The 18718-nt window shown below is 39.7% G+C and carries 22 protein-coding genes; 15 read left to right on the top strand and 7 right to left on the bottom strand.

Translation table 11 applies throughout. The features are described 5' to 3' along the window. Window positions 1-21: 21 nt before the first annotated feature. Together AAC851_RS06400 and dusA are read right to left on the bottom strand one after the other, a co-directional pair. Window positions 22-477: a CHAP domain-containing protein gene (locus tag AAC851_RS06400; protein ID WP_004637913.1), complete on the bottom strand. Its 456-nt coding sequence runs from the start codon at window positions 475-477 to the stop codon at window positions 22-24. Window positions 478-734: 257 nt separating this feature from the next. After that, window positions 735-1754, bottom strand: coding sequence for a tRNA dihydrouridine(20/20a) synthase DusA (dusA, locus tag AAC851_RS06395; protein WP_340600659.1), 1020 nt, complete (start codon window positions 1752-1754; stop codon window positions 735-737). A gap of 518 nt (window positions 1755-2272) precedes the next feature. Between dusA and AAC851_RS06390 the strand changes: the two genes are divergently transcribed. From AAC851_RS06390 to thpD, 11 genes are all read left to right on the top strand, one after another. After that, a complete protein-coding gene (locus AAC851_RS06390; RefSeq protein WP_340600658.1) occupies window positions 2273-2866 on the top strand; it encodes a LysE family translocator in 594 nt (197 codons plus the stop codon). Window positions 2867-3140: 274 nt separating this feature from the next. Further along, a complete protein-coding gene (arsC, locus tag AAC851_RS06385) occupies window positions 3141-3575 on the top strand; it encodes an arsenate reductase (glutaredoxin) (RefSeq protein WP_340600657.1) in 435 nt (144 codons plus the stop codon). Window positions 3576-3633: 58 nt separating this feature from the next. Continuing rightward, window positions 3634-3954 (top strand): metalloregulator ArsR/SmtB family transcription factor, encoded by a 321-nt coding sequence (locus AAC851_RS06380; RefSeq protein ID WP_075316165.1) that lies wholly within the window; start codon window positions 3634-3636, stop codon window positions 3952-3954. A 6-nt stretch (window positions 3955-3960) separates the two neighbouring features. After that, on the top strand, window positions 3961-4434 hold the full coding sequence (locus tag AAC851_RS06375; protein ID WP_017396225.1) for an arsenate reductase ArsC: 474 nt from the start codon (window positions 3961-3963) through the stop codon (window positions 4432-4434). An 11-nt stretch (window positions 4435-4445) separates the two neighbouring features. After that, window positions 4446-5492 (top strand): ACR3 family arsenite efflux transporter, encoded by a 1047-nt coding sequence (gene arsB / locus AAC851_RS06370; RefSeq protein WP_017396226.1) that lies wholly within the window; start codon window positions 4446-4448, stop codon window positions 5490-5492. Beyond that, on the top strand, window positions 5479-6198 hold the full coding sequence (gene arsH, locus AAC851_RS06365) for an arsenical resistance protein ArsH (RefSeq protein ID WP_208464599.1): 720 nt from the start codon (window positions 5479-5481) through the stop codon (window positions 6196-6198). The genes arsB and arsH overlap by 14 nt, the downstream gene beginning before the upstream one ends. A 503-nt stretch (window positions 6199-6701) precedes the next feature. Next, window positions 6702-7136 (top strand): MarR family winged helix-turn-helix transcriptional regulator, encoded by a 435-nt coding sequence (locus tag AAC851_RS06360; RefSeq protein WP_004637923.1) that lies wholly within the window; start codon window positions 6702-6704, stop codon window positions 7134-7136. Between the two features lie 129 nt (window positions 7137-7265). Then, entirely contained in the window at window positions 7266-7841 is a 576-nt protein-coding gene (gene ectA / locus AAC851_RS06355; RefSeq protein ID WP_340600656.1) for a diaminobutyrate acetyltransferase, read from the top strand. 45 nt (window positions 7842-7886) lie between these two features. Further along, window positions 7887-9206 carry a diaminobutyrate--2-oxoglutarate transaminase gene (gene ectB, locus AAC851_RS06350; protein ID WP_340600655.1) on the top strand — a complete coding sequence of 440 codons (1320 nt, stop codon included), beginning with the start codon at window positions 7887-7889 and terminating at the stop codon, window positions 9204-9206. Beyond that, on the top strand, window positions 9203-9616 hold the full coding sequence (locus AAC851_RS06345; protein ID WP_005085334.1) for an ectoine synthase: 414 nt from the start codon (window positions 9203-9205) through the stop codon (window positions 9614-9616). Before ectB ends, AAC851_RS06345 begins: the two co-directional genes overlap by 4 nt. Window positions 9617-9618: 2 nt before the next feature. Beyond that, window positions 9619-10524: an ectoine hydroxylase gene (gene thpD / locus AAC851_RS06340; RefSeq protein WP_134252856.1), complete on the top strand. Its 906-nt coding sequence runs from the start codon at window positions 9619-9621 to the stop codon at window positions 10522-10524. Window positions 10525-10568: 44 nt separating this feature from the next. On the opposite strand, the gene AAC851_RS06335 is transcribed toward thpD, so the two are convergent. Then, window positions 10569-11756 (bottom strand): MFS transporter, encoded by a 1188-nt coding sequence (locus tag AAC851_RS06335; protein ID WP_005092324.1) that lies wholly within the window; start codon window positions 11754-11756, stop codon window positions 10569-10571. A gap of 16 nt (window positions 11757-11772) precedes the next feature. Beyond that, on the bottom strand, window positions 11773-12192 hold the full coding sequence (locus AAC851_RS06330) for a RidA family protein (protein ID WP_005085329.1): 420 nt from the start codon (window positions 12190-12192) through the stop codon (window positions 11773-11775). A 71-nt stretch (window positions 12193-12263) separates the two neighbouring features. Here AAC851_RS06330 and soxR point away from each other — a divergent pair, with 71 nt between their 5' ends. From soxR to AAC851_RS06310, 4 genes are all read left to right on the top strand, one after another. Continuing rightward, on the top strand, window positions 12264-12761 hold the full coding sequence (soxR, locus tag AAC851_RS06325) for a redox-sensitive transcriptional activator SoxR (protein ID WP_005085327.1): 498 nt from the start codon (window positions 12264-12266) through the stop codon (window positions 12759-12761). A gap of 692 nt (window positions 12762-13453) precedes the next feature. Then, complete coding sequence (locus AAC851_RS06320) at window positions 13454-14581, top strand: Re/Si-specific NAD(P)(+) transhydrogenase subunit alpha (RefSeq protein ID WP_005085324.1); 1128 nt, start codon at window positions 13454-13456, stop codon at window positions 14579-14581. Window positions 14582-14592: 11 nt separating this feature from the next. Next, on the top strand, window positions 14593-14916 hold the full coding sequence (locus AAC851_RS06315; RefSeq protein ID WP_004637935.1) for a proton-translocating transhydrogenase family protein: 324 nt from the start codon (window positions 14593-14595) through the stop codon (window positions 14914-14916). A 3-nt stretch (window positions 14917-14919) separates the two neighbouring features. After that, window positions 14920-16386 carry an NAD(P)(+) transhydrogenase (Re/Si-specific) subunit beta gene (locus AAC851_RS06310; RefSeq protein WP_004637936.1) on the top strand — a complete coding sequence of 489 codons (1467 nt, stop codon included), beginning with the start codon at window positions 14920-14922 and terminating at the stop codon, window positions 16384-16386. A gap of 61 nt (window positions 16387-16447) precedes the next feature. Here AAC851_RS06310 and AAC851_RS06305 read toward each other — a convergent pair whose 3' ends face one another. The 3 genes from AAC851_RS06305 to AAC851_RS06295 form a co-directional block, all read right to left on the bottom strand. Then, entirely contained in the window at window positions 16448-17269 is an 822-nt protein-coding gene (locus tag AAC851_RS06305; RefSeq protein WP_005085321.1) for an SDR family NAD(P)-dependent oxidoreductase, read from the bottom strand. A gap of 165 nt (window positions 17270-17434) precedes the next feature. After that, complete coding sequence (rsfS, locus tag AAC851_RS06300) at window positions 17435-17833, bottom strand: ribosome silencing factor (protein ID WP_004637939.1); 399 nt, start codon at window positions 17831-17833, stop codon at window positions 17435-17437. Between the two features lie 81 nt (window positions 17834-17914). Beyond that, window positions 17915-18709 (bottom strand): hydroxypyruvate isomerase family protein, encoded by a 795-nt coding sequence (locus AAC851_RS06295; protein WP_005085320.1) that lies wholly within the window; start codon window positions 18707-18709, stop codon window positions 17915-17917. Window positions 18710-18718: the final 9 nt, after the last annotated feature.

Genomic DNA, 18718 nt, shown 5'->3' with positions numbered 1-18718 from the left:
GATCACAGCCCTGAGGTTTGATTAGATATAATTTGAACTTAAGCGGTAGTAGCTATACGTCACGTTTTTATCTTTGTAAATATCATGACTACGTTGTTTAAAATCAGAGATCCATTGCGTACCAGAGAAGCCTGCAATATGACCATAGCGGTGTTTGGCAGTACGGTGAATGATGTAAATATCACCCTTTTGTGGATTGTCAAAAGCAGGGCTAATCTTTTTATATCCGATATCTTGTAAGGTTCTTCCCCAATCAGATGCGGCAACAGGATGATTCACAATATTGGCGCCAGCTGCTTGTAGTGCGATGCGAACAAACCGCGCACATTGTGATGAGCTACGATAAGATGCTCTACGTGTTAACTTTTGAGCAAATGTCATTACATCTATAGCAGGCTGTTTTGGGGTGGTCACAATCAATTGATGGGGTGGGGTGTGAACCATGCTGTGATCAACTGAGGGCGCATCATAAATCATCGTCAAACTCTATCGCATTTTCTATATAACCAAATTTAGTGCCAGACTCTTGGCGGAAGACATGGTAAGCGAAAAATCGTCTGAAAAGTCATTTGTAATGTAATAATGTATCATTTTGCGGGTGCTGTGGATAACTTATAAAAACAGCGGACTGAATAATTCTTTTTTTATCATGCCTTTGAGGTTTGTTTAGTTTAAATAAAATGATTTGTAAAATAATATTTCATTTTGATTGAATAAAGGGGTAAAGTGTGATTTTAATCACACTTTTGCGCTCGAATATAATCTTCAGTGCGTTGCATGGCCGCTTGGATATTTTGGATTGCATTTTCAATATCATTAATAGTTTTTGCATTGCCACCGCTTAGGGCTTGACGCCATTTGCGTGCACCCGGCAAGTTTTGAAACAAACCTAGAATATGTCGTGTGATAATTGATAATGGTGCGCCTTCTGCAACACGTTGATGAATATATGGCATCATTTGTTGCATAATCTCAAAACGATCAGGCGCTTCTAGATTCCAAAGTTGTCCCATTTCAGCGAGCAAATAAGGATTGTGATAGGCCTCACGTCCAATCATGACACCATCAACATGCTGTAAATGTTGTTGTGTCTCATCAAAGGTTTTGATACCACCATTAATTTCAATCGTAAGATGTGGGCGCTCTTGTTTTAAACGATAAACATCATCATAGCGTAGCGGTGGCACTTCTCGATTTTCTTTTGGTGATAGACCTTGCAAAATCGCGATACGTGCATGCACGATAAAATGGGTACAACCTGTTGCAGCGACAGTATCGACAAAATGCAGCATTTCTTCATAGGATTGCATGTCATCAATACCAATACGGTGTTTGACGGTTACAGGAATCGACACAGCTTTTTGCATACTATGAATACATTCAGCAACGAGATTCGGCTCCGCCATTAAACATGCACCGATCTTATTATTTTGTACTCGATCACTTGGGCAACCAACATTTAAATTGACTTCATCATAGCCCCATTCTTCAGCCATTTGGGTACAGGTTGCTAACTCTTTCGGATTGGAACCACCGAGCTGTAATACAATTGGGTGTTCTTCTTTATTGAAGTCTAAATGACGATTTGCACCACCATAAATAATCGCGCCTGTGGTGACCATTTCAGTATATAAGACAACATTCGGATTAAACAAACGCGCAAAGAAACGATAGTCCTTCGTTGTCCAATCCATCATCGGTGCTACGCTGATTCTTGGATTACTAATGGTTTCAACGGTTTGCTTAAGCGTCATTAAAAATCATACCTTAAATAGCCAATCGGATTGTAATCAAGCAAAAGGAATACACTGCACATATCTGTATGGGCTGAATACAATACATTGGATCGGAGGAAGAGGTCGAAAATGCTAGCCCGTGCTTGATCTTGCTGAATGATCAATGGGCCAATTGCGCGCAATATTAGCATAAAACTACAAGCAGTACATTTGCTTATGGAGACATGTGTAAGTCATTCAAAAGAGAGTGAGTTTTGATCACTTTAACGTTCATATATTTTAATCTAGATCATAAATTGTTCTTAATAATCAGAATAATATATGAATTAAAAAAAAGGTTAATTGGCTAAAACATGATAAAAGGTGATGCCTCTCACATATTTTGTTTAAGTAGGCTAAAAAGTTCGTTTTATTTAATTTATTGATTTTTATATTGAAACTTGATGTTAAATATTTTTTGTTACAACCACTTTGTCGACAAATCTCTATCTATTTTGCCATAGTGCACCTGCACAATTTAACAAAGGTATTTGTTTATGGTGACATTTTTATTCTTTGGTTTGATCATTACGATCTTACTTACACCAGGTCCAACGAATACATTATTGGCGTCATCTGGAATTCAAATTGGTATCAAACGTTCACTTAAATTAATTCCATCTGAGGTTCTGGGATATTTTATTGCAATTACTGCATGGGGGTTTTTACTTGAATCAGTTTCACACTATATACCTTGGTTACCACCTCTTATAAAGTTGTTGAGCGCCGCTTTTATTATTTACTTAGCAATTAAACTATGGATAACCTCAACTAAGCAGATAGATCTAAATCAACTATTAATTACATCAAAAGCTTTGTTTTTCGCTACTTTACTTAACCCTAAAGCATTGTTATTTGCTTCGGCAATTTTTCCGCCTACAGTTTGGGTGAGTCTCCATGAATATATAATTCATATGGGAACATTTTTGGCACTGATTACACCGATTGCATTTTTATGGATTGCTTTTGGAACAGTTTTGATTTCAAACAAAATCGCTTGGTTGAATCAGCGTAATTTACAACGTACAGCATCTTGTGTCTTAACTTTCTTTGCTATGCCATTGGCTTTTTCTGCAATTACATCATTTTAAGTTTTGAAACTGGAATTTCGAATCAATCCGATCAAATCAAAGTTAAGAACCTTTGTATTCTGAGCAAATAGTGTTACTAAAATCTTGAGAATCGTGAAATAGAGGAAACCACAATTTAATCGTTGTGGTTTCTTTGTTTTTGATTTTGTTATATAAATAGAAATAAAGGTCAAAGTTTATGTCGCGTAGAAGGAAAAATAAATTTGATGTACATTGTTTATATATGCTAATTCGTATATAAAGATATAAGAATATAAAGCTTGGATGAATCCAAATGACAGCTTCTTTAGATGTAACGATTTACCATAACCCAGCTTGTGGGACGTCTAGAAATACTTTGGCTTTGATCCGTAATACAGGGATTGAGCCAACAGTAATCGAATATCTGGTAACACCACCTACACGAGAAAAGTTGATTCAACTGATCGCTGATGCTGGTTTATCTGTAAGGGACGCAATGCGTAAAAATGTCGATCCATATCGTGATTTGGTGCTGGAGCGTGAGGATTGGAGCGATAATGAGCTTATTAATTTTATGCTTGAACATCCGATTTTGATTAATCGTCCTTTTGTTGTGACGGCATTGGGTACACGCTTAAGCCGCCCATCTGAAGTAGTTTTAGATATTTTACCGTTGCCACAAAAAGGTGCTTTTATCAAAGAAGATGGTGAGCAAGTTATTGATGAAAATGGGCAAAGAGTAAATTAAATATTTAGTTTTTATATGTGATTATCTGCATATTCAAATATGAGATTTAGAGGTGGATATGGATCAAGTCAATTTTTTTAAATGTTTATCGGACGAAACTCGTCTCAATATCGTCACCTTAGTCGTAGAAAATAAAGAATTGTGTGTATGTGATCTCACCGAAAAATTACAACTGAGCCAACCAAAGATTTCTAGACATTTGGCTTTATTGCGTTCTTCAGGGTTATTGCAAGACAGACGACAGAGCCAATGGGTGTATTACAGTATTAATCCACAATTGCCTGATTGGTGCCATGACATCTTGAAAATATTAAGCACCACGTCAGTGGGTAATCTTTCAACATTAGCGACGCTATCAACACAAAGTTATTGTGAGTAAAACATTATGAAATTTCTTTTTTTATGTACAGGTAACAGCTGTCGTAGCATTTTGTCAGAAGTGCTTTTTAATCATCGTGCGCCAGTGGGGTGGAAGGCTTATAGTGCGGGCAGTAAGCCTTCAGGACAAGTGCATCCATTGACTATTGAAACCTTACAAAGTTTAGGGCTTGAAACGGATGGGCTTTGGAGTAAGACCATCGATGATTGTGAGCAATACCAACCTGATGTGGTGATTACAGTTTGTGATTCGGCGGCACAAGAAGCATGTCCGCTTTATCTAGGCGGTGCAATCAAGGCGCATTGGGGCTTGGCGGATCCTTCGCATTTAGAATTACCTAAAGATGAAAAGCTCAAAGCTTTCCAAGAGACCGTTGATCATATTAATCGCCGTCTTGATGCGCTATTTGCACATGATCTTACCAATATGACACGTCCAGAAAAAATTGCTGCGATTAATCAAATCTCACACATCGACTAACTGGATTGAACATGGCTAAATCAGGATTGTCCTTTTTAGATCGTAATCTCACCCTCTGGATTTTTCTGGCGATGGGGCTTGGGGTGGCGATCGGTGTATTTTTCCCGCAAGTTTCTGTTGGTTTGAACCAAATGAGTGTGGATTCCGTCAATATCCCCATTGCGATTGGATTGATTTTGATGATGTATCCGCCCTTGGCTAAAGTAGATTATGCAACCTTGCCAGAAGTATTTAAAGATAAAAAAACCTTGGTTTTATCTTTGGTACAGAATTGGTTGATTGCACCGATCCTCATGTTTTTACTAGCGATCATCTTTTTGCATAGCTATCCAGAGTATATGACTGGCTTGATCCTGATTGGGTTGGCACGTTGTATTGCAATGGTATTGGTTTGGAATGGACTTGCTTGCGGTGATAATCAATATGTTGCGGCTTTGGTCGCATTCAATAGTATTTTCCAGATTTTATTCTTTAGTACTTATGCGTGGTTGTTTTTAACTGTTTTACCACCGTATTTTGGTGTGGCAGGACAGGTGATCGATGTCGATTTTTGGACGATTACACATGCCGTATTGGTTTATCTTGGCATTCCATTTTTACTTGGCTTTTTGACACGATTGATTTTGGTTAAATCGCGAGGGTTAGATTGGTATCAAAATACATTCTTGCCTAAGATCAGCCCTTTAAGTTTGCTTGCATTATTGTTCACTATTGTGGCGATGTTTAGTCTCAAAGGTAGTGATGTTGTGAGCTTACCTTTAGATGTGATTCGTATTGCAATTCCATTGACGATTTATTTTGTCTTAATGTTTTTTATCAGCTTCTTTATGAGTAAAGCAATGGGGAATAATTATCCTCGAACTACGGCGATCTCATTTACGGCGGCTGGTAATAATTTTGAGTTGGCATTGGCTGTGGCGATTGCGACGTTTGGTTTAGCTTCTCCAGTTGCATTTACGACTGTAATCGGTCCGTTGGTAGAGGTTCCTGTATTAATTGCACTGGTGAGTGTTTCACTGTGGTTAAAGAAGAAGTATTTTCCCAATGAACGAATTTGATGTTGATGTTGCAAATATCGAAATTGAACTGTTAGCTAAGCCTGAATTTAAACAGATTCAGGCAGTAGAGTTGGATCATCCACCACGTATTTTATTGTTATATGGTTCAAATCGTGAACGCTCTTATAGTCGTTTAGCGGTGATGGAGGCAGGACGCATTTTGCAATATTTGGGTGCTGAGGTGAGAATTTTCCATCCAAAAGGTTTACCTCTACCTGAAGATGCTGATATGGAACATCCAAAGGTCAAAGAATTACATGAGTTATTGGCATGGTCAGAGGGAATGGTATGGTGTTCACCTGAACGTCATGGTTCGATGAGTTCAATTTTTAAATCACAGATTGATTGGATTCCACTTGCGGGTGGTGCGATTCGTGCTACGCAAGGTAAAACCTTGGCATTGATGCAAGTCAGTGGTGGTTCGCAGTCCTTTAACAGTGTTAATCAAATGCGTATTTTGGGGCGTTGGATGCGGATGATCACGATTCCAAATCAGTCTTCGATTCCTAAAGCATTTTTAGAGTTTGATGAGGATGGTCGCATGAAACCTTCGTCTTACTATGATCGTATTGTTGATGTGATGGAAGAGTTGTTTAAATTTACCTTGCTCACACGTGGACAAAGTAAGTATTTCACAGATCGTTATTCGGAGCGAAAGGAGTCCGCGGAAGAGTTGTCTAAGCGAGTCAATCAACGCTCAATTTAAAGTACTTGTTGATGTCAAAATGAATTATAAAATGCATGAAAAATCACTTTTATTTGTGCTGTTTTGAAGCTTTTAGATGATTCAATCACGTATGACTTGATGTTGATTTAGATTAAAAGTTTAATCCTGTTTGTGGATTAGACCAGCAAATCACGATTATGCGCTAAAGTTGGAAATGGTCGATATTTGTTCATAAATATCGACCATTGTTATTTTATTCGCTTTACATAAAATTACATGATTTTTAATCGCATGATTAATAAGTATTTTATTTGTTTATTCTGAATAAAATAGTTCTTATTGAAACTATTTGAGATCAATTGATTTGAAGAAGAAATATTCACTACCTATAATGATTTCTACTCAAGGTATCAGAGATCAAATGTATTTGGAGTGATGATTAAGGCGAATAGATAGAACACGAATGTTTTTCTGAAAATACAGACAACATCATGTACAACGTACTACAATAGTGTGTTTAGCTTTTTTTGTGCGTGATTAAGATGGATGATGCTGTTCGTGTTTTACAAAGTGTTCGGCGGATTGAACAATGTGTGGAGTTATACTCCAAACGGTTGTCTCAACTTCACCAGATTACAACGCCGCAATTAGTTGCCCTTATGACCATCGCAAAAATGGGTCCATGTAGTATGTCTACGATCGGTAAAGCCATTTTTGTGAGTCCAAGTACAGTTGTTGGAATTGTTGATCGTCTAGAAGAAAAGGGCTTGGTATTACGAATGCGAGATACACAAGACCGTCGCCATGTACATGTGAGCTTAACTTCAAAAGGCGAACAACTCTTAGATCAATCACCATCTGCGTTACCTGAAGGTTTTTCACTGGCTTTACAAGCTTTAACGGATGATGAGCGGCAACGTCTTGTGATTTCATTAGAGCAGTTTGCCCAGTTGCTTGAGGCAAAAGTACCGAATTAAAGTCAGTACAAAATTTTTAACAGGTAATAAAGATTATAAGTTTGATTGTGTTCAATGACTAATGTCTCATGATTCTGATGCCACTACTAACTTGAGTATGCCGAGTATGGAAATACAAAAGGAGATAGCGTGGAAGCTTTATCAAGACAGTCAATTCGTTTGACCAAATCATCAATTATTCATCAACTGAATCAGTGTCGAGTTCGTAATTTTCAACCCCAAGATGTACGTGAAGTGCATGCGTTGATTCAGTCTTGTCCATCTTTGGATCTTAATTCATTGTATGCATACGCATTACTTGCCGAGCATCATACCGATACCTGTTTTGTTGCCTATGATCATAAAGATCAGATCTGTGGTGCGGTGACAGGCTATGTTTGTCCAGAAGACCCCAACACCTATTTCTTGTGGCAGATTGCAGTATCGCCCAGTGAGCAAGGAAAAGGGATTGGCTCCTTGCTCCTTGATCAAGTAAAAGAACAATGTTTAGCATCCAGACAATTAGAATTTTTAAAAACAACAATTTCTCCAAGTAACAAAGCCTCTCAAAATCTTTTCCGAAGTTTCGCTGAACGATTTGACGTTGATTGCAAAGTCAGTCCTTTTTTGTCAAAACAAGCACTTCAACCGATTCAGCCTGAACCTTTTGATATCCAACACGAACCAGAAGATCTGTACACCATTGGTCTTTGGAAATGGGATTGAGCGACTTTTTAAGTCTTTTAACTTTTTAACTACTTGGAGTTATTCATGAATATTTTCAGTCGATTGGAGTCTGAAGTCCGCGGCTATATCCATTCTTTTCCAACTGTATTTAAAACCGCAAAAAATGCAGTATTAGTGGATGAGATGGATCGAGCTTATATCGACTTTCTCGCAGGAGCTGGCACATTAAATTATGGGCATAACCATCCTGTGTTGAAGCAGGCTGCAATTGATTATCTGGTACAAGATGGGATTGTGCATGGTTTGGATATGGCGACTTCTGCAAAGAAGGCGTTTATTGAAAACTTTGAACAATATATTTTGAAACCGCGTCGTCTGAATTATAAGTTGCAATTTACAGGTCCAACGGGAACCAATGCCGTGGAAGCTGCAATTAAGTTAGCGCGAAATGTCACTAAACGTCATAATGTTATTGCGTTTACCAATGGTTTTCATGGGGTGAGTTTGGGTGCACTGGCACTCACAGGTAATCAAAAGTTTCGTGAAGCAGCCGGCGTTGCTTTGGGAAATGTCCATCATGCAGCTTACGCAGGTTATTTCGGTCCAGATGTTGATACGATTGATATGCTCAATAAATTATTGACGGATCGAAGTAGCGGTGTGGATTTGCCTGCTGCGATTATTGTGGAGTGCGTGCAAGGCGAAGGTGGCTTAAATACGGCAAGTATTGATTGGTTGAAGCGACTTTCTGCACTGTGTAAGCAACATAAAATTTTATTGATTGTCGACGATATTCAGGCAGGTTGCGGTCGTTCGGGGCATTTCTTTAGTTTTGAAACTGCTGAGATTAATCCCGATATCGTGACTTTATCAAAGTCTTTATCTGGTTTTGGTTTGCCGATGTCGTTGGTGTTGTTTAAGCCAGAATTGGATATTTGGCGTCCGGGGCAGCACAATGGCACGTTCCGAGGACATAATCTCGCATTTGTGACGGCAACTAAGGCAATACAACATTTTTGGGCTGATCAAAAATTCCAAACTGAACTTGTAGAAAAATCAGCTTTGGTTAGTCGCCGTTTACAAGAGATCGTGCAAAAATTTCCGACTGCGGAATTGACTCATCGTGGTCGTGGTCTGATGCAAGGACTTGCATTTAAAAATCCTGATTGGGCTGATGAAGTCACCACACATGCATTTCAGCTCGGTCTTGTGATTGAAACCTCTGGCAGTCGGGGGGAGGTTGTGAAATTACTACCCCCATTAACCATTGAAAATCAAACCTTAGAGCAAGGTATTGATCTGCTTGAACAAGCGATTAAACATGTGGTTCAAGTCTATTCACCTTCTCTTTCATCTCAACATAAAACCAAATCCAAAGCAAAAGTACAGGGAGTTGTTTCATGATCGTTCGTCAACTACAAGATATCTTAAATACTGAGCGTGATGTGCAAACAGAAACTTGGGCAAGTCGCCGCTTATTATTACAAGATGATGGTATGGGCTTTTCGATGCATGAAACCACCATTTTTGCAGGTACAGAAACGCATATTTGGTATAAGAACCATTTAGAAGCTGTGTATTGTGTCAAAGGTGAAGGAGAGGTTGAACTGATCCCATCAGGTGAGGTGTATAAAATCACACCTGGAACACTATATGCGCTTGATAAGCATGACAATCACTATCTGCGTGCTAAAACTGATTTAGTTTTAGTCTGTACCTTCAATCCTGCATTGGTCGGGAATGAAGTGCATGATAAGGATGGTGTCTATGCAACACCTGCACAAATGATGAAGCAGACGGAGGAGGAGGCTTAAATATGCAAATGAGCAATCCTTATCTGACACGAAGAAGTGATGCGGCAGCTATTATTTCTCGTGCAGATCCCGTCGTTTATGATTCGATTCTGCTTGAAGGGGCAACAGCACAACAAAAGCAAGATTATGCAACCAATGGTTTTTTGCAAATAGATGATTTGTTTAGCACAGATGAGGTCAAATATCTGCTCGACGAGTTACATCAAATGCGTCATGCATATGCGATGCAGCAAAGACCAGAAGCAATTATTGAGCGTGAAAGTCAGGAAGTCCGTTCTATTTTTAATGTCCACCGACTCAATGAAGTGTTTAAAAACTTGGTCTCAGATGAGCGTGTTTTAAACATTGCTCGGTCATTATTAGGCAGTGAAGTGTATATACACCAATCACGGATTAACTATAAACCTGGGCTACATGGCAAAGAGTTTTTTTGGCATTCTGATTTTGAAACATGGCATAGTGAAGATGGTATGCCGAGAATGCGTGCGCTCAGTTGTTCGATTTTATTGACTGACAATAATGAGCATAATGGGCCTTTGCTAGTGATTCCGGGATCACATCAACATTATATTTCTTGCCAAGGTGAGACGCCGGATGAGCACTATAAAAAGTCACTGAAAAAGCAAGAATACGGCGTTCCTGATGGAAGTCTACTGCATTATTTAGCGGATATGGGCGGTATTCATTCTTGTACTGGACGTGCGGGTAGTGTTGTATTTTTTGATTGTAATTTGATGCATGGTTCAAACAGCAATATTACACCGTTTTCTCGAAGTAATATTTTCTTTGTTTACAATAGTATCGACAACCAATTGCAACAACCTCTAGGGGGGATCCAGCCTCGACCTGAATTTATTGCAGCGCGAGAAGATATTGCGCCGATAAAGCCCAAAAATCTCATCTTATAAAACATCCAGCCAAGAAGAATATTGATTCTTCTTGGCTTCTGACTTTATGTCTGGACACTTTGAGTGGAAATGCGATTATCCAAAAAGCTAAACAACATACACGCAAAGACTAAACAGATCCCCACTAAACAGGTCATGCTCCACCCGCCGTGATTCCACGAAAAAATCCCTAAGGCTGAACCACACGCACCTCCAGTAAAATATGCCGTCATATAGATCGCATTAATCCGAGATTTGGCATCAGGACGTAAACGGAAAATAATGCTCTGATTGCTGGTATGGACAAGGGCTAAAGCGAGCTGAATTAATGCAAAGCCAAGGATGTAACTCAATAAATAAATCTGTCCGAAATAGAAACAGATCCAACTAATGATAAATAAGCCACAACCCATCCATGTCAATTGTTTGGTATAGCCTTGATCTGCATATTTACCAATATATTGTGTAGATAAGGCGCCAAAGATACCAACCAATCCGACCATCCCGATCATAAGGTCTGGAAGATGGTGTGCGGCTGTGAGTAATAATGCAATAGTGGAAAATAAGATACTAACAGCGGCAAAGGCAAAAGCGCCTGAAAGTGCACGTAAGACTAAACGCTTTTCTTGTTTGAGCAGTTGTCCCATTGAAACAAAGACTTGCCCATAATTCAGTTTCATGCGCATTACATAAGGGAGACGGCTTTTTAAAGCATATGCAAGGATAAGCATTAAAATACCGCTAACAACGTAGATCATTTTCCAGTGGAATAAATTAGAAAATAATCCTGCCAAACTGGTCGACAGTAAAATCCCAACCAATAACCCACTCATCAAAAATCCGACCACTTCACCTGTCTTTTCAGGATTGACGGTCATTGTCGCCAGTGGAATCAGGATTTGTGCTGCAACGGAGAACATCCCAGCCATAATCGTACCAAGCCATAGCATGGGTAAATTGACCGAAAAGGCACTCACGAATAAACCGAGCGCACATAAACACATTAATAGTGGAATGAACTTGGTTTTGTTGACGACATCGCCCATAGGTACAATAAAAAGCAAGCCCAAAGCATAAGACACTTGAGCAAAAGTAACGGTGAGCGCTGCTTGGCCCTCCGTCACTGCAAAATATTGTTGAATAGAGTGAATCAGAGGCTGACTATAATAGTTAGCGCCCGCACATAAACCACATGCAGTCGCCATAAACCATAGCAGGGCCTTATTTTGACTAATATCTTGAGGTGCAGACATGATTCTCTCGATCTGGTTATGCGATATATGCTGTTGCTTCAACTTCGATCAGCATGCCTTTCAATGCTAAACATGGCACAGGTATAAGCGTGCACACAGGGTATGGATGATCTTTCCATAAGCGTTGCATGATTTGTGTGAAGCTGTGAAGTTTATCCTCATTATGATTGACAACGAGGACACGTAAAACAGCAATATCTTGAAGTTTGGCTTGTGCCGATGCTAAAGCGTATTGGATATTATAAAAGACTTGTTGTACCTGTTGGTCAAAATCTTGTGAAAGTTCACCATTTTTATTCTCGCCACCTTGTCCTGCAATATGAATAGTTCGCATATTGGGTTGAATCACGGTGACATGGCTATACCCATTGCTGATCGGGTCGTATAGCTCACTTGGATTGATCATTTTAAAGGCTGGTGGGTTAATAAGATTCATAGCAAGATTCCATAAAGAAAACGAAGTTATGCTAGTATCAAAGCTCAAGTTAACTAGAGGTCAAGTAAATTTTGAAATCACAACAATTACAAACTTGGCTCAGTATTGGGGAGTTGGCAAAACGGAGTGGTGTGAGTGTCCCGACGATTCGCTTTTATGAAGAAAAAGAATTGATTTGGGGGCTGAGAACGACTGGAAATCAGCGTCGCTATCAACGGGCAATGTTACGACGGATTGCAATTATTAAAGCAGCGCAGCAAGTTGGAATTAGCTTAAAACAAATCAAAGAGACATTTGCGACCTTACCTAAGCAACAGATCGCAAGTAAAAAGGACTGGCAGACCATGTCACAACAATGGCAAGGACAGCTTGATCAGCAAATTATGATGTTATTGCAATTACGCCAGCAGTTGGATCAGTGTATTGGTTGTGGTTGCTTGTCTTTGGAACAATGTCCATTGCGAAATCCAGATGATTGCTTAGCAGAGCAAGCAATGGGTGCTCATTTTCAGGAAATTTTATTTTTATTGAATCAAAAAGACTTAGCAGACAGAGGATCTGTTGAATAAATGCACCAATATTGTGCAATAAGATCAAATTGTCTGGCAAAACCGTCATAAATATCACTCGAAAAAATGCTGAATTGGTTTTTTACATTTCTTTTTGCTGCATTTTGAGGGTCTGTTGGAAAGATTAAACCTAAATACAGAGAAAATAATTGAGTTTTCAATAGTTATAAATTTACGTACAGTGAAAAATCAGTAAAACAAGTCGCCGAAAAGACCAATAAAAGTTCAAATAAGCCAATCCCACTACGAAATTGCATGATTATGATGCCAAATCAAGTCCTCAATTTGTAAAGCTTGTAAATCATCATATGGATATATCAATCATGTGCATTTAGTGCTCTGATGGTGAGCTTAAAAGGAAAGAGGCGAATAAATACTATAGAGTTTGGTTGGTGATCATGTTTTAAAACATGCGTAATGTAAGCCAGCTTTATTGACTTGAAGACAAGTGATTTGAATAAAAAACTTATCTCAATCAGCATTTGCTTTATCAAAAGTCAAACGTGCTGAGCATACAAGTTTTAAATTCGAATGTGAATCATCAGTTCAAAATATAGGTATTTATTAAATAAATATTGGGTGGAATTTTAAAAAAGTTCCATTAAAATCCAAAATCTCTACAAAGAATACTCCTGGGGGAAACATTGCGAGTCGCGATGTTTACTTAAGAAAAACTAGCTTGAGGAACGCTCATGCAGATCGGAATCCCAACCGAAACTGTCGCAGGTGAAAGTCGTGTAGCTGCTACACCAGAGACAGTTAAGAAGTTGATTAACGCAGGTCATAGTATTGTCATTGAACGTGGTGCTGGTGTTAAAGCAGCCTATATTGACAGTGCTTATGAACAAGTTGGCGCAACCATTACGGACGATGCATATACAGGTAGCCAAATTATTTTGAAGGTACGTGCTCCGAAAGGTGACGAAATTCAAAAACTTGCGGCTAATACCACTGTAGTAGCAATGTTTGACCCTTACCGCAATCCAGAATTAGATCAGTTTGCTACACAGCAAGTGTCTGCTTTTGCTTTGGAATTACTTCCACGTACACTTTCACGTGCACAAAACATGGATGTACTTTCTTCTCAAGCAAACTTGGCAGGTTATAAATCTGTATTGTTGGCAGCGGCTGAATATCAGCGCATGTTCCCAATGTTAATGACAGCTGCGGGTACCGTAAAACCTGCGCGTGTTGTGATCATGGGGGTTGGTGTTGCAGGTCTACAAGCGATTGCGACTGCAAAACGTTTAGGTGCAGTGGTAGAAGCAACTGACTTACGTCCGACAGCAAAAGAGCAGGTTGAGTCTTTAGGCGGTAAATGGTTAGACGTACCAATGTCCGATGAAGAAAAACAACGTGCTGCTGAAGCTGCGAAAAGCGGATATGGTTGGCAGCCTGGTGAGCAATACATCAAAGATCAAGCTGCGATCGTAGATAAAGCTGTATCAAATGCTGACATCGTAATCACGACTGCATTAATTCCAGGTCGTAATGCACCACGTCTGATCAAAGCTGAAACCGTTGCCAAAATGAAACCAGGTTCAGTCATCTTAGATATGGCGGTTGAAACTGGCGGTAACGTTGAAGGTTCGAAAGAAGGCGAAACTGTTGTTACTGAAAATGGCGTGAAAATTTTGGGTATTCCAAACATTCCAGGCACAGTTGCGACAGAGGCATCTGCATTGTATGCACGTAACGTATTCAACTTCCTTGAAACATTGTTTGATAAAGAAAAAGGCTTTGCGATCAATCAAGAAGATGAAATCCAAAAAGCGTTACTCGTGACACATGGCGGTCAAGTACTGCTCAAGCGTGGTTAAGGAGATTTCTCATGGTTGAAACGATTACAATTTTCGTCCTTGCCATCTTCGTAGGTTATTACGTTGTTTGGGGTGTAACGCCTGCGTTACATACACCACTTATGGCCGTAACGAATGCTTTGTCTTCAATTATTGTTGTTGGTGCAATGATTCAAACAGTTGGTTTGCCATTTCTTGGTGTTGAAGGTTCTGTGCATTTTCAGACCATCAACCCGATTAGTATTTTAGGTGCAATCGCTGTATTCCTTGCAAGCATTAACATTTTTGGTGGTTTTGCGGTAACAGCTCGTATGCTGGAAATGTTTAAACCAAAGCAAAAGAAAAAAGAGGGCTAAGCGATGGAATTTATTCGAGATTATGCGGATTGGTTCTACCTAGTAGGTGCTGTCCTCTTTATCCTAACTTTACGTGGTTTGTCTGGTCCTAAGACTGCAATTGCAGGTAGCCGCTACGGGATGGTTGCCATGGCAATCGCCGTATTGACAACATTCTTCGTTGCTGAAGGTCCAGTGGTATGGATGATCGGTGTTGCAATGGCTGCTGGTGCGGTAATCGGTATCGCTAAAGCACGTGCAGTTCCTATGACACAAATGCCAGAAATGGTTGCATTGATGCACTCTTTGGTTGGTTTGGCTGCAGTATTGATTGCAATCGCAACCGTATTAAAAGCTGCACACTTCGGTCAATACGATGCAGAACAGCTTGTATTGGTGAACGATGCAATGGTGGCACAAGGTCACTCAGCTTTTGTTGGTTTTAGTAGTACTTATCGCTTTGAATTATTTGTAGGTTGTTTCATTGGTGCGATTACCTTTACTGCATCGGTATTTGCTTACGGTAAATTGGCTGCGAAGAAATGGGCTAAAACAATCTCTGGTGCATGGGTAAAACCTGTTCAAGCTGCATTATTTATTGCAATGCTTGTATTTGGTGGTATCTACTTCGCAACTGATAGCTTAACAGCATTCTATATCATGACACTATTTGCACTGGCATTTGGTTGGATGTGGATTGCACCAGTAGGTGGTGGTGATATGCCAGTTGTGGTATCACTCTTGAACTCATTCTCTGGTTGGGCTGCCGCAGGTATTGGTTTCACACTTGAAAATAACATGTTGATCGTTGCGGGTTCACTTGTAGGTTCTTCTGGTGCGATTCTGTCTTACATCATGTGTAAAGCAATGAACCGTTCGATCATCAATGTATTGTTTGGTGGTGCGATGGGTGGTACTGCGGTTGCTGCTGACAAAGGTGAGCAAGTACAACGTAACTATCGTTCAGGTTCTGCGGATGATGCTGGCTTCTTGATGTCAAATGCTGATAGCGTTGTGATTGTACCGGGTTACGGTATGGCGCAAGGCCGTGCACAAAATGCGGTAAAAGAGCTGTGTGAAATCTTAAAAGAGCAAGGCGTGAAAGTACGTTTTGCGATTCACCCAGTTGCTGGTCGTATGCCTGGTCACATGAACGTATTGTTAGCTGAAGCTGATGTTGCATATGAAGACATTTTAGAAATGGATGAAATCAACTCTGACTTCCCAGCAACTGACGTTGTACTTGTAATCGGTGCAAATGACGTTGTAAACCCAGCTGCGAAAGATGATCCAAGCTCGCCAATTTATGGTATGCCGATCCTTGAAGCACACAAAGCTCGTACGATCATGGTGATCAAGCGTTCTATGGCAACAGGTTATGCTGGTCTAGACAACGACTTGTTCTACAATGAAAAAACCATGATGGTCTTTGGTGATGCGAAGAAAGTTGTTGAAGACATGACGAAAGCAATCAATGGTGGTGGTCACTAATCTGACCTCATCAGGATTGAAAAGCCACCCTCGGGTGGCTTTTTTATTTCGTTCTAATCGTTTAAAGATACTTTTCTACAAAATCCATAGATTGAGCATAGAGATCACGGGCAAGCTGTTGGTTTTTAGCATGAGGAGATCTCCAGTCTGGCATATGTGCACTAACATATTCGCCATTACGGTTGGCCCAGCTATCTCCAATCGCCATTTGAGTAATCAGCTTTGCAGGAACAGAAGTGGGTACTAAACCGATTTTCATGACTTCATAAACAGGTTTTGGCAGTTCTCTATAGATATCAGATGCAACACCGCCAGGATGCAATGCATTATTGGTAATGCTGGTGCCGGCCATTTGCTCAGCTAGTGCATTGCTAAATAGGAGATTGGCAAGTTTAGATTGACCATAATAAAACAAAGGATTGTAAAAACCTTCAGCGCGAAATTTATTAGGCTTAATTGACCCTGCCCAATGCGCAATGGATGCGAGATGGATAATTCGTGCTTGGGGTGCTTGTTTTAGTACAGGAAGTAGCTTTTGGGTAAATAGAAAATGTCCGAGGTAGTTCACCCCAAATTGCTGCTCAAAGCCATCGTGAGTGAGCTGTTTGGTTTTGGAAAAAAGCCCAGCATTATTGATTAATATATCTAGATTGCCATAACGATCTGCAATTTCATCGGCTGCTTTACTTGTATTTTCGAGGCTATTTAAGTCAAGTGATACTACGTCAACTTGACCTTGGTTTAACGCACGTAATCTGTCTTGTGCTTCTTTAGCCTTTTGCGGGTTGCGACAAGCTAAAATGACATGTTGATCTTGTTTAATCAGTTGTTCAGCGGTCGCAAAACCAATTCCTGTGTTAGCACCAGTAATTAGAATTTTCACTTCGTTCACTCCAGTTATGACTTTTTATCGATTGAGTTTAAAGCGATTCTATAATGTCTTAAATATGACAATTTGTCATGTCAATTTTGGAGTGAGGAATTGAGCTTAATAAGATAGGTAATAAAAAAGCGATCTTTAATAGATCGCTTTTTTGTGTATCAGGGATTAGGCAACAGATTCAGGTGTACGCCATAAACTTTCAAGGTCATAAAACTTACGAGCAGTAGGTAACATGACGTGAACTACAACGTGACCTAAGTCAATTAAGATCCATTCGGCATCTCGTTCACCTTCGACACCAATCGGACGAAAACCTGCTTTACGTGCTTCATCAGCAACATTGTCAGCAAGGGCTTTGACATGACGAGTTGAAGTACCGCTAGCAATTACAATTGCATCAGCGACATTGCTAATAGAACTTACATCAAGTTCTAAAATATCTTTGGCTTTTACATCAGTGAGGGCTTCATGTACCACTTTTAAGCAAGCGTGTACATCTTTGTTTGATGTTGTGATTTTTAGGTCGTGAGAATTAGAAGCGCTGGGCGATGGTTCTAAATTCATAGAGGGTATATTTTCCTGACAATTGCTCATCCTCAAATATACCGTTTTTAACAAAAAAACTCAAATTTTAGCCGTAACAGTTTATGTATTCACATCATTGGAAAAATACTTCTGTTTCCATGCAAATGATTGATCTGAATGCTCTTTTGGTCTGTATTCAGCCGCAATTATTCCTTGATAATCACTTTGTAATAACCAGTCAAAGATTTGTTTATAGGGGATATTTCCAGTATCAGGCTCATGACGACTCGGACAATCCGCAAATTGGATGTGTCCAATTTGATGAATATTTTCTTGTAACCCCGCCAACACATCTTCGCCCATCATTGCCATGTGGTAACAATCATATTGCATTTTTAACGCTGGGTGATTCACTGCTTCTAGCATTTCTTGACCTTGAGCAATGTTCTGGATTAAAAAACGTGGCATATCTGTGCCATTAATCATTTCAAAGACAGGCTCAATATGATGTTCAGTCAACATGTGGCAAGCTAGTTTTAAGTTGCTTGCAAGTGTATTTAAGCATGGCAATAAATCTGCATCCAAAGGTTGTTTGCCAGCCAAGATGTTGATACGCGGAACATTTAATGCGGTTGCATAACTGATTGCAAGCTCTAGTGCTTGGTGAAATGTCGTTTCTAAACCAGGCACACCTGCTAAGCCATTACCTCCTTGCATTAGATCACCCGCAGGTGCATTGATCAGGCAAAGTGATAGGTTGTATTGGTTAAGTTGTGCTTGTATATCAAATATTTCAAGCTCATATGGGAATTGGATTTCGACATGTTGAAATCCGTGTGCGTGTGCCAATGCAAAACGTTCGATGAGTGGCACTTCTGTAAAAATCATCGATAAATTGACTGCAAGATGGCTCATATCAAACTC

It is taken from the genome of Acinetobacter sp. HZNU-JH01, assembly GCF_037996845.1.
In the GTDB taxonomy this organism is placed as follows: Bacteria; Pseudomonadota; Gammaproteobacteria; order Pseudomonadales; family Moraxellaceae; genus Acinetobacter; species Acinetobacter haemolyticus.
Note: the sequence above shows the minus strand (reverse complement) of the source record. Positions and strands in the feature narration are given on the sequence as shown.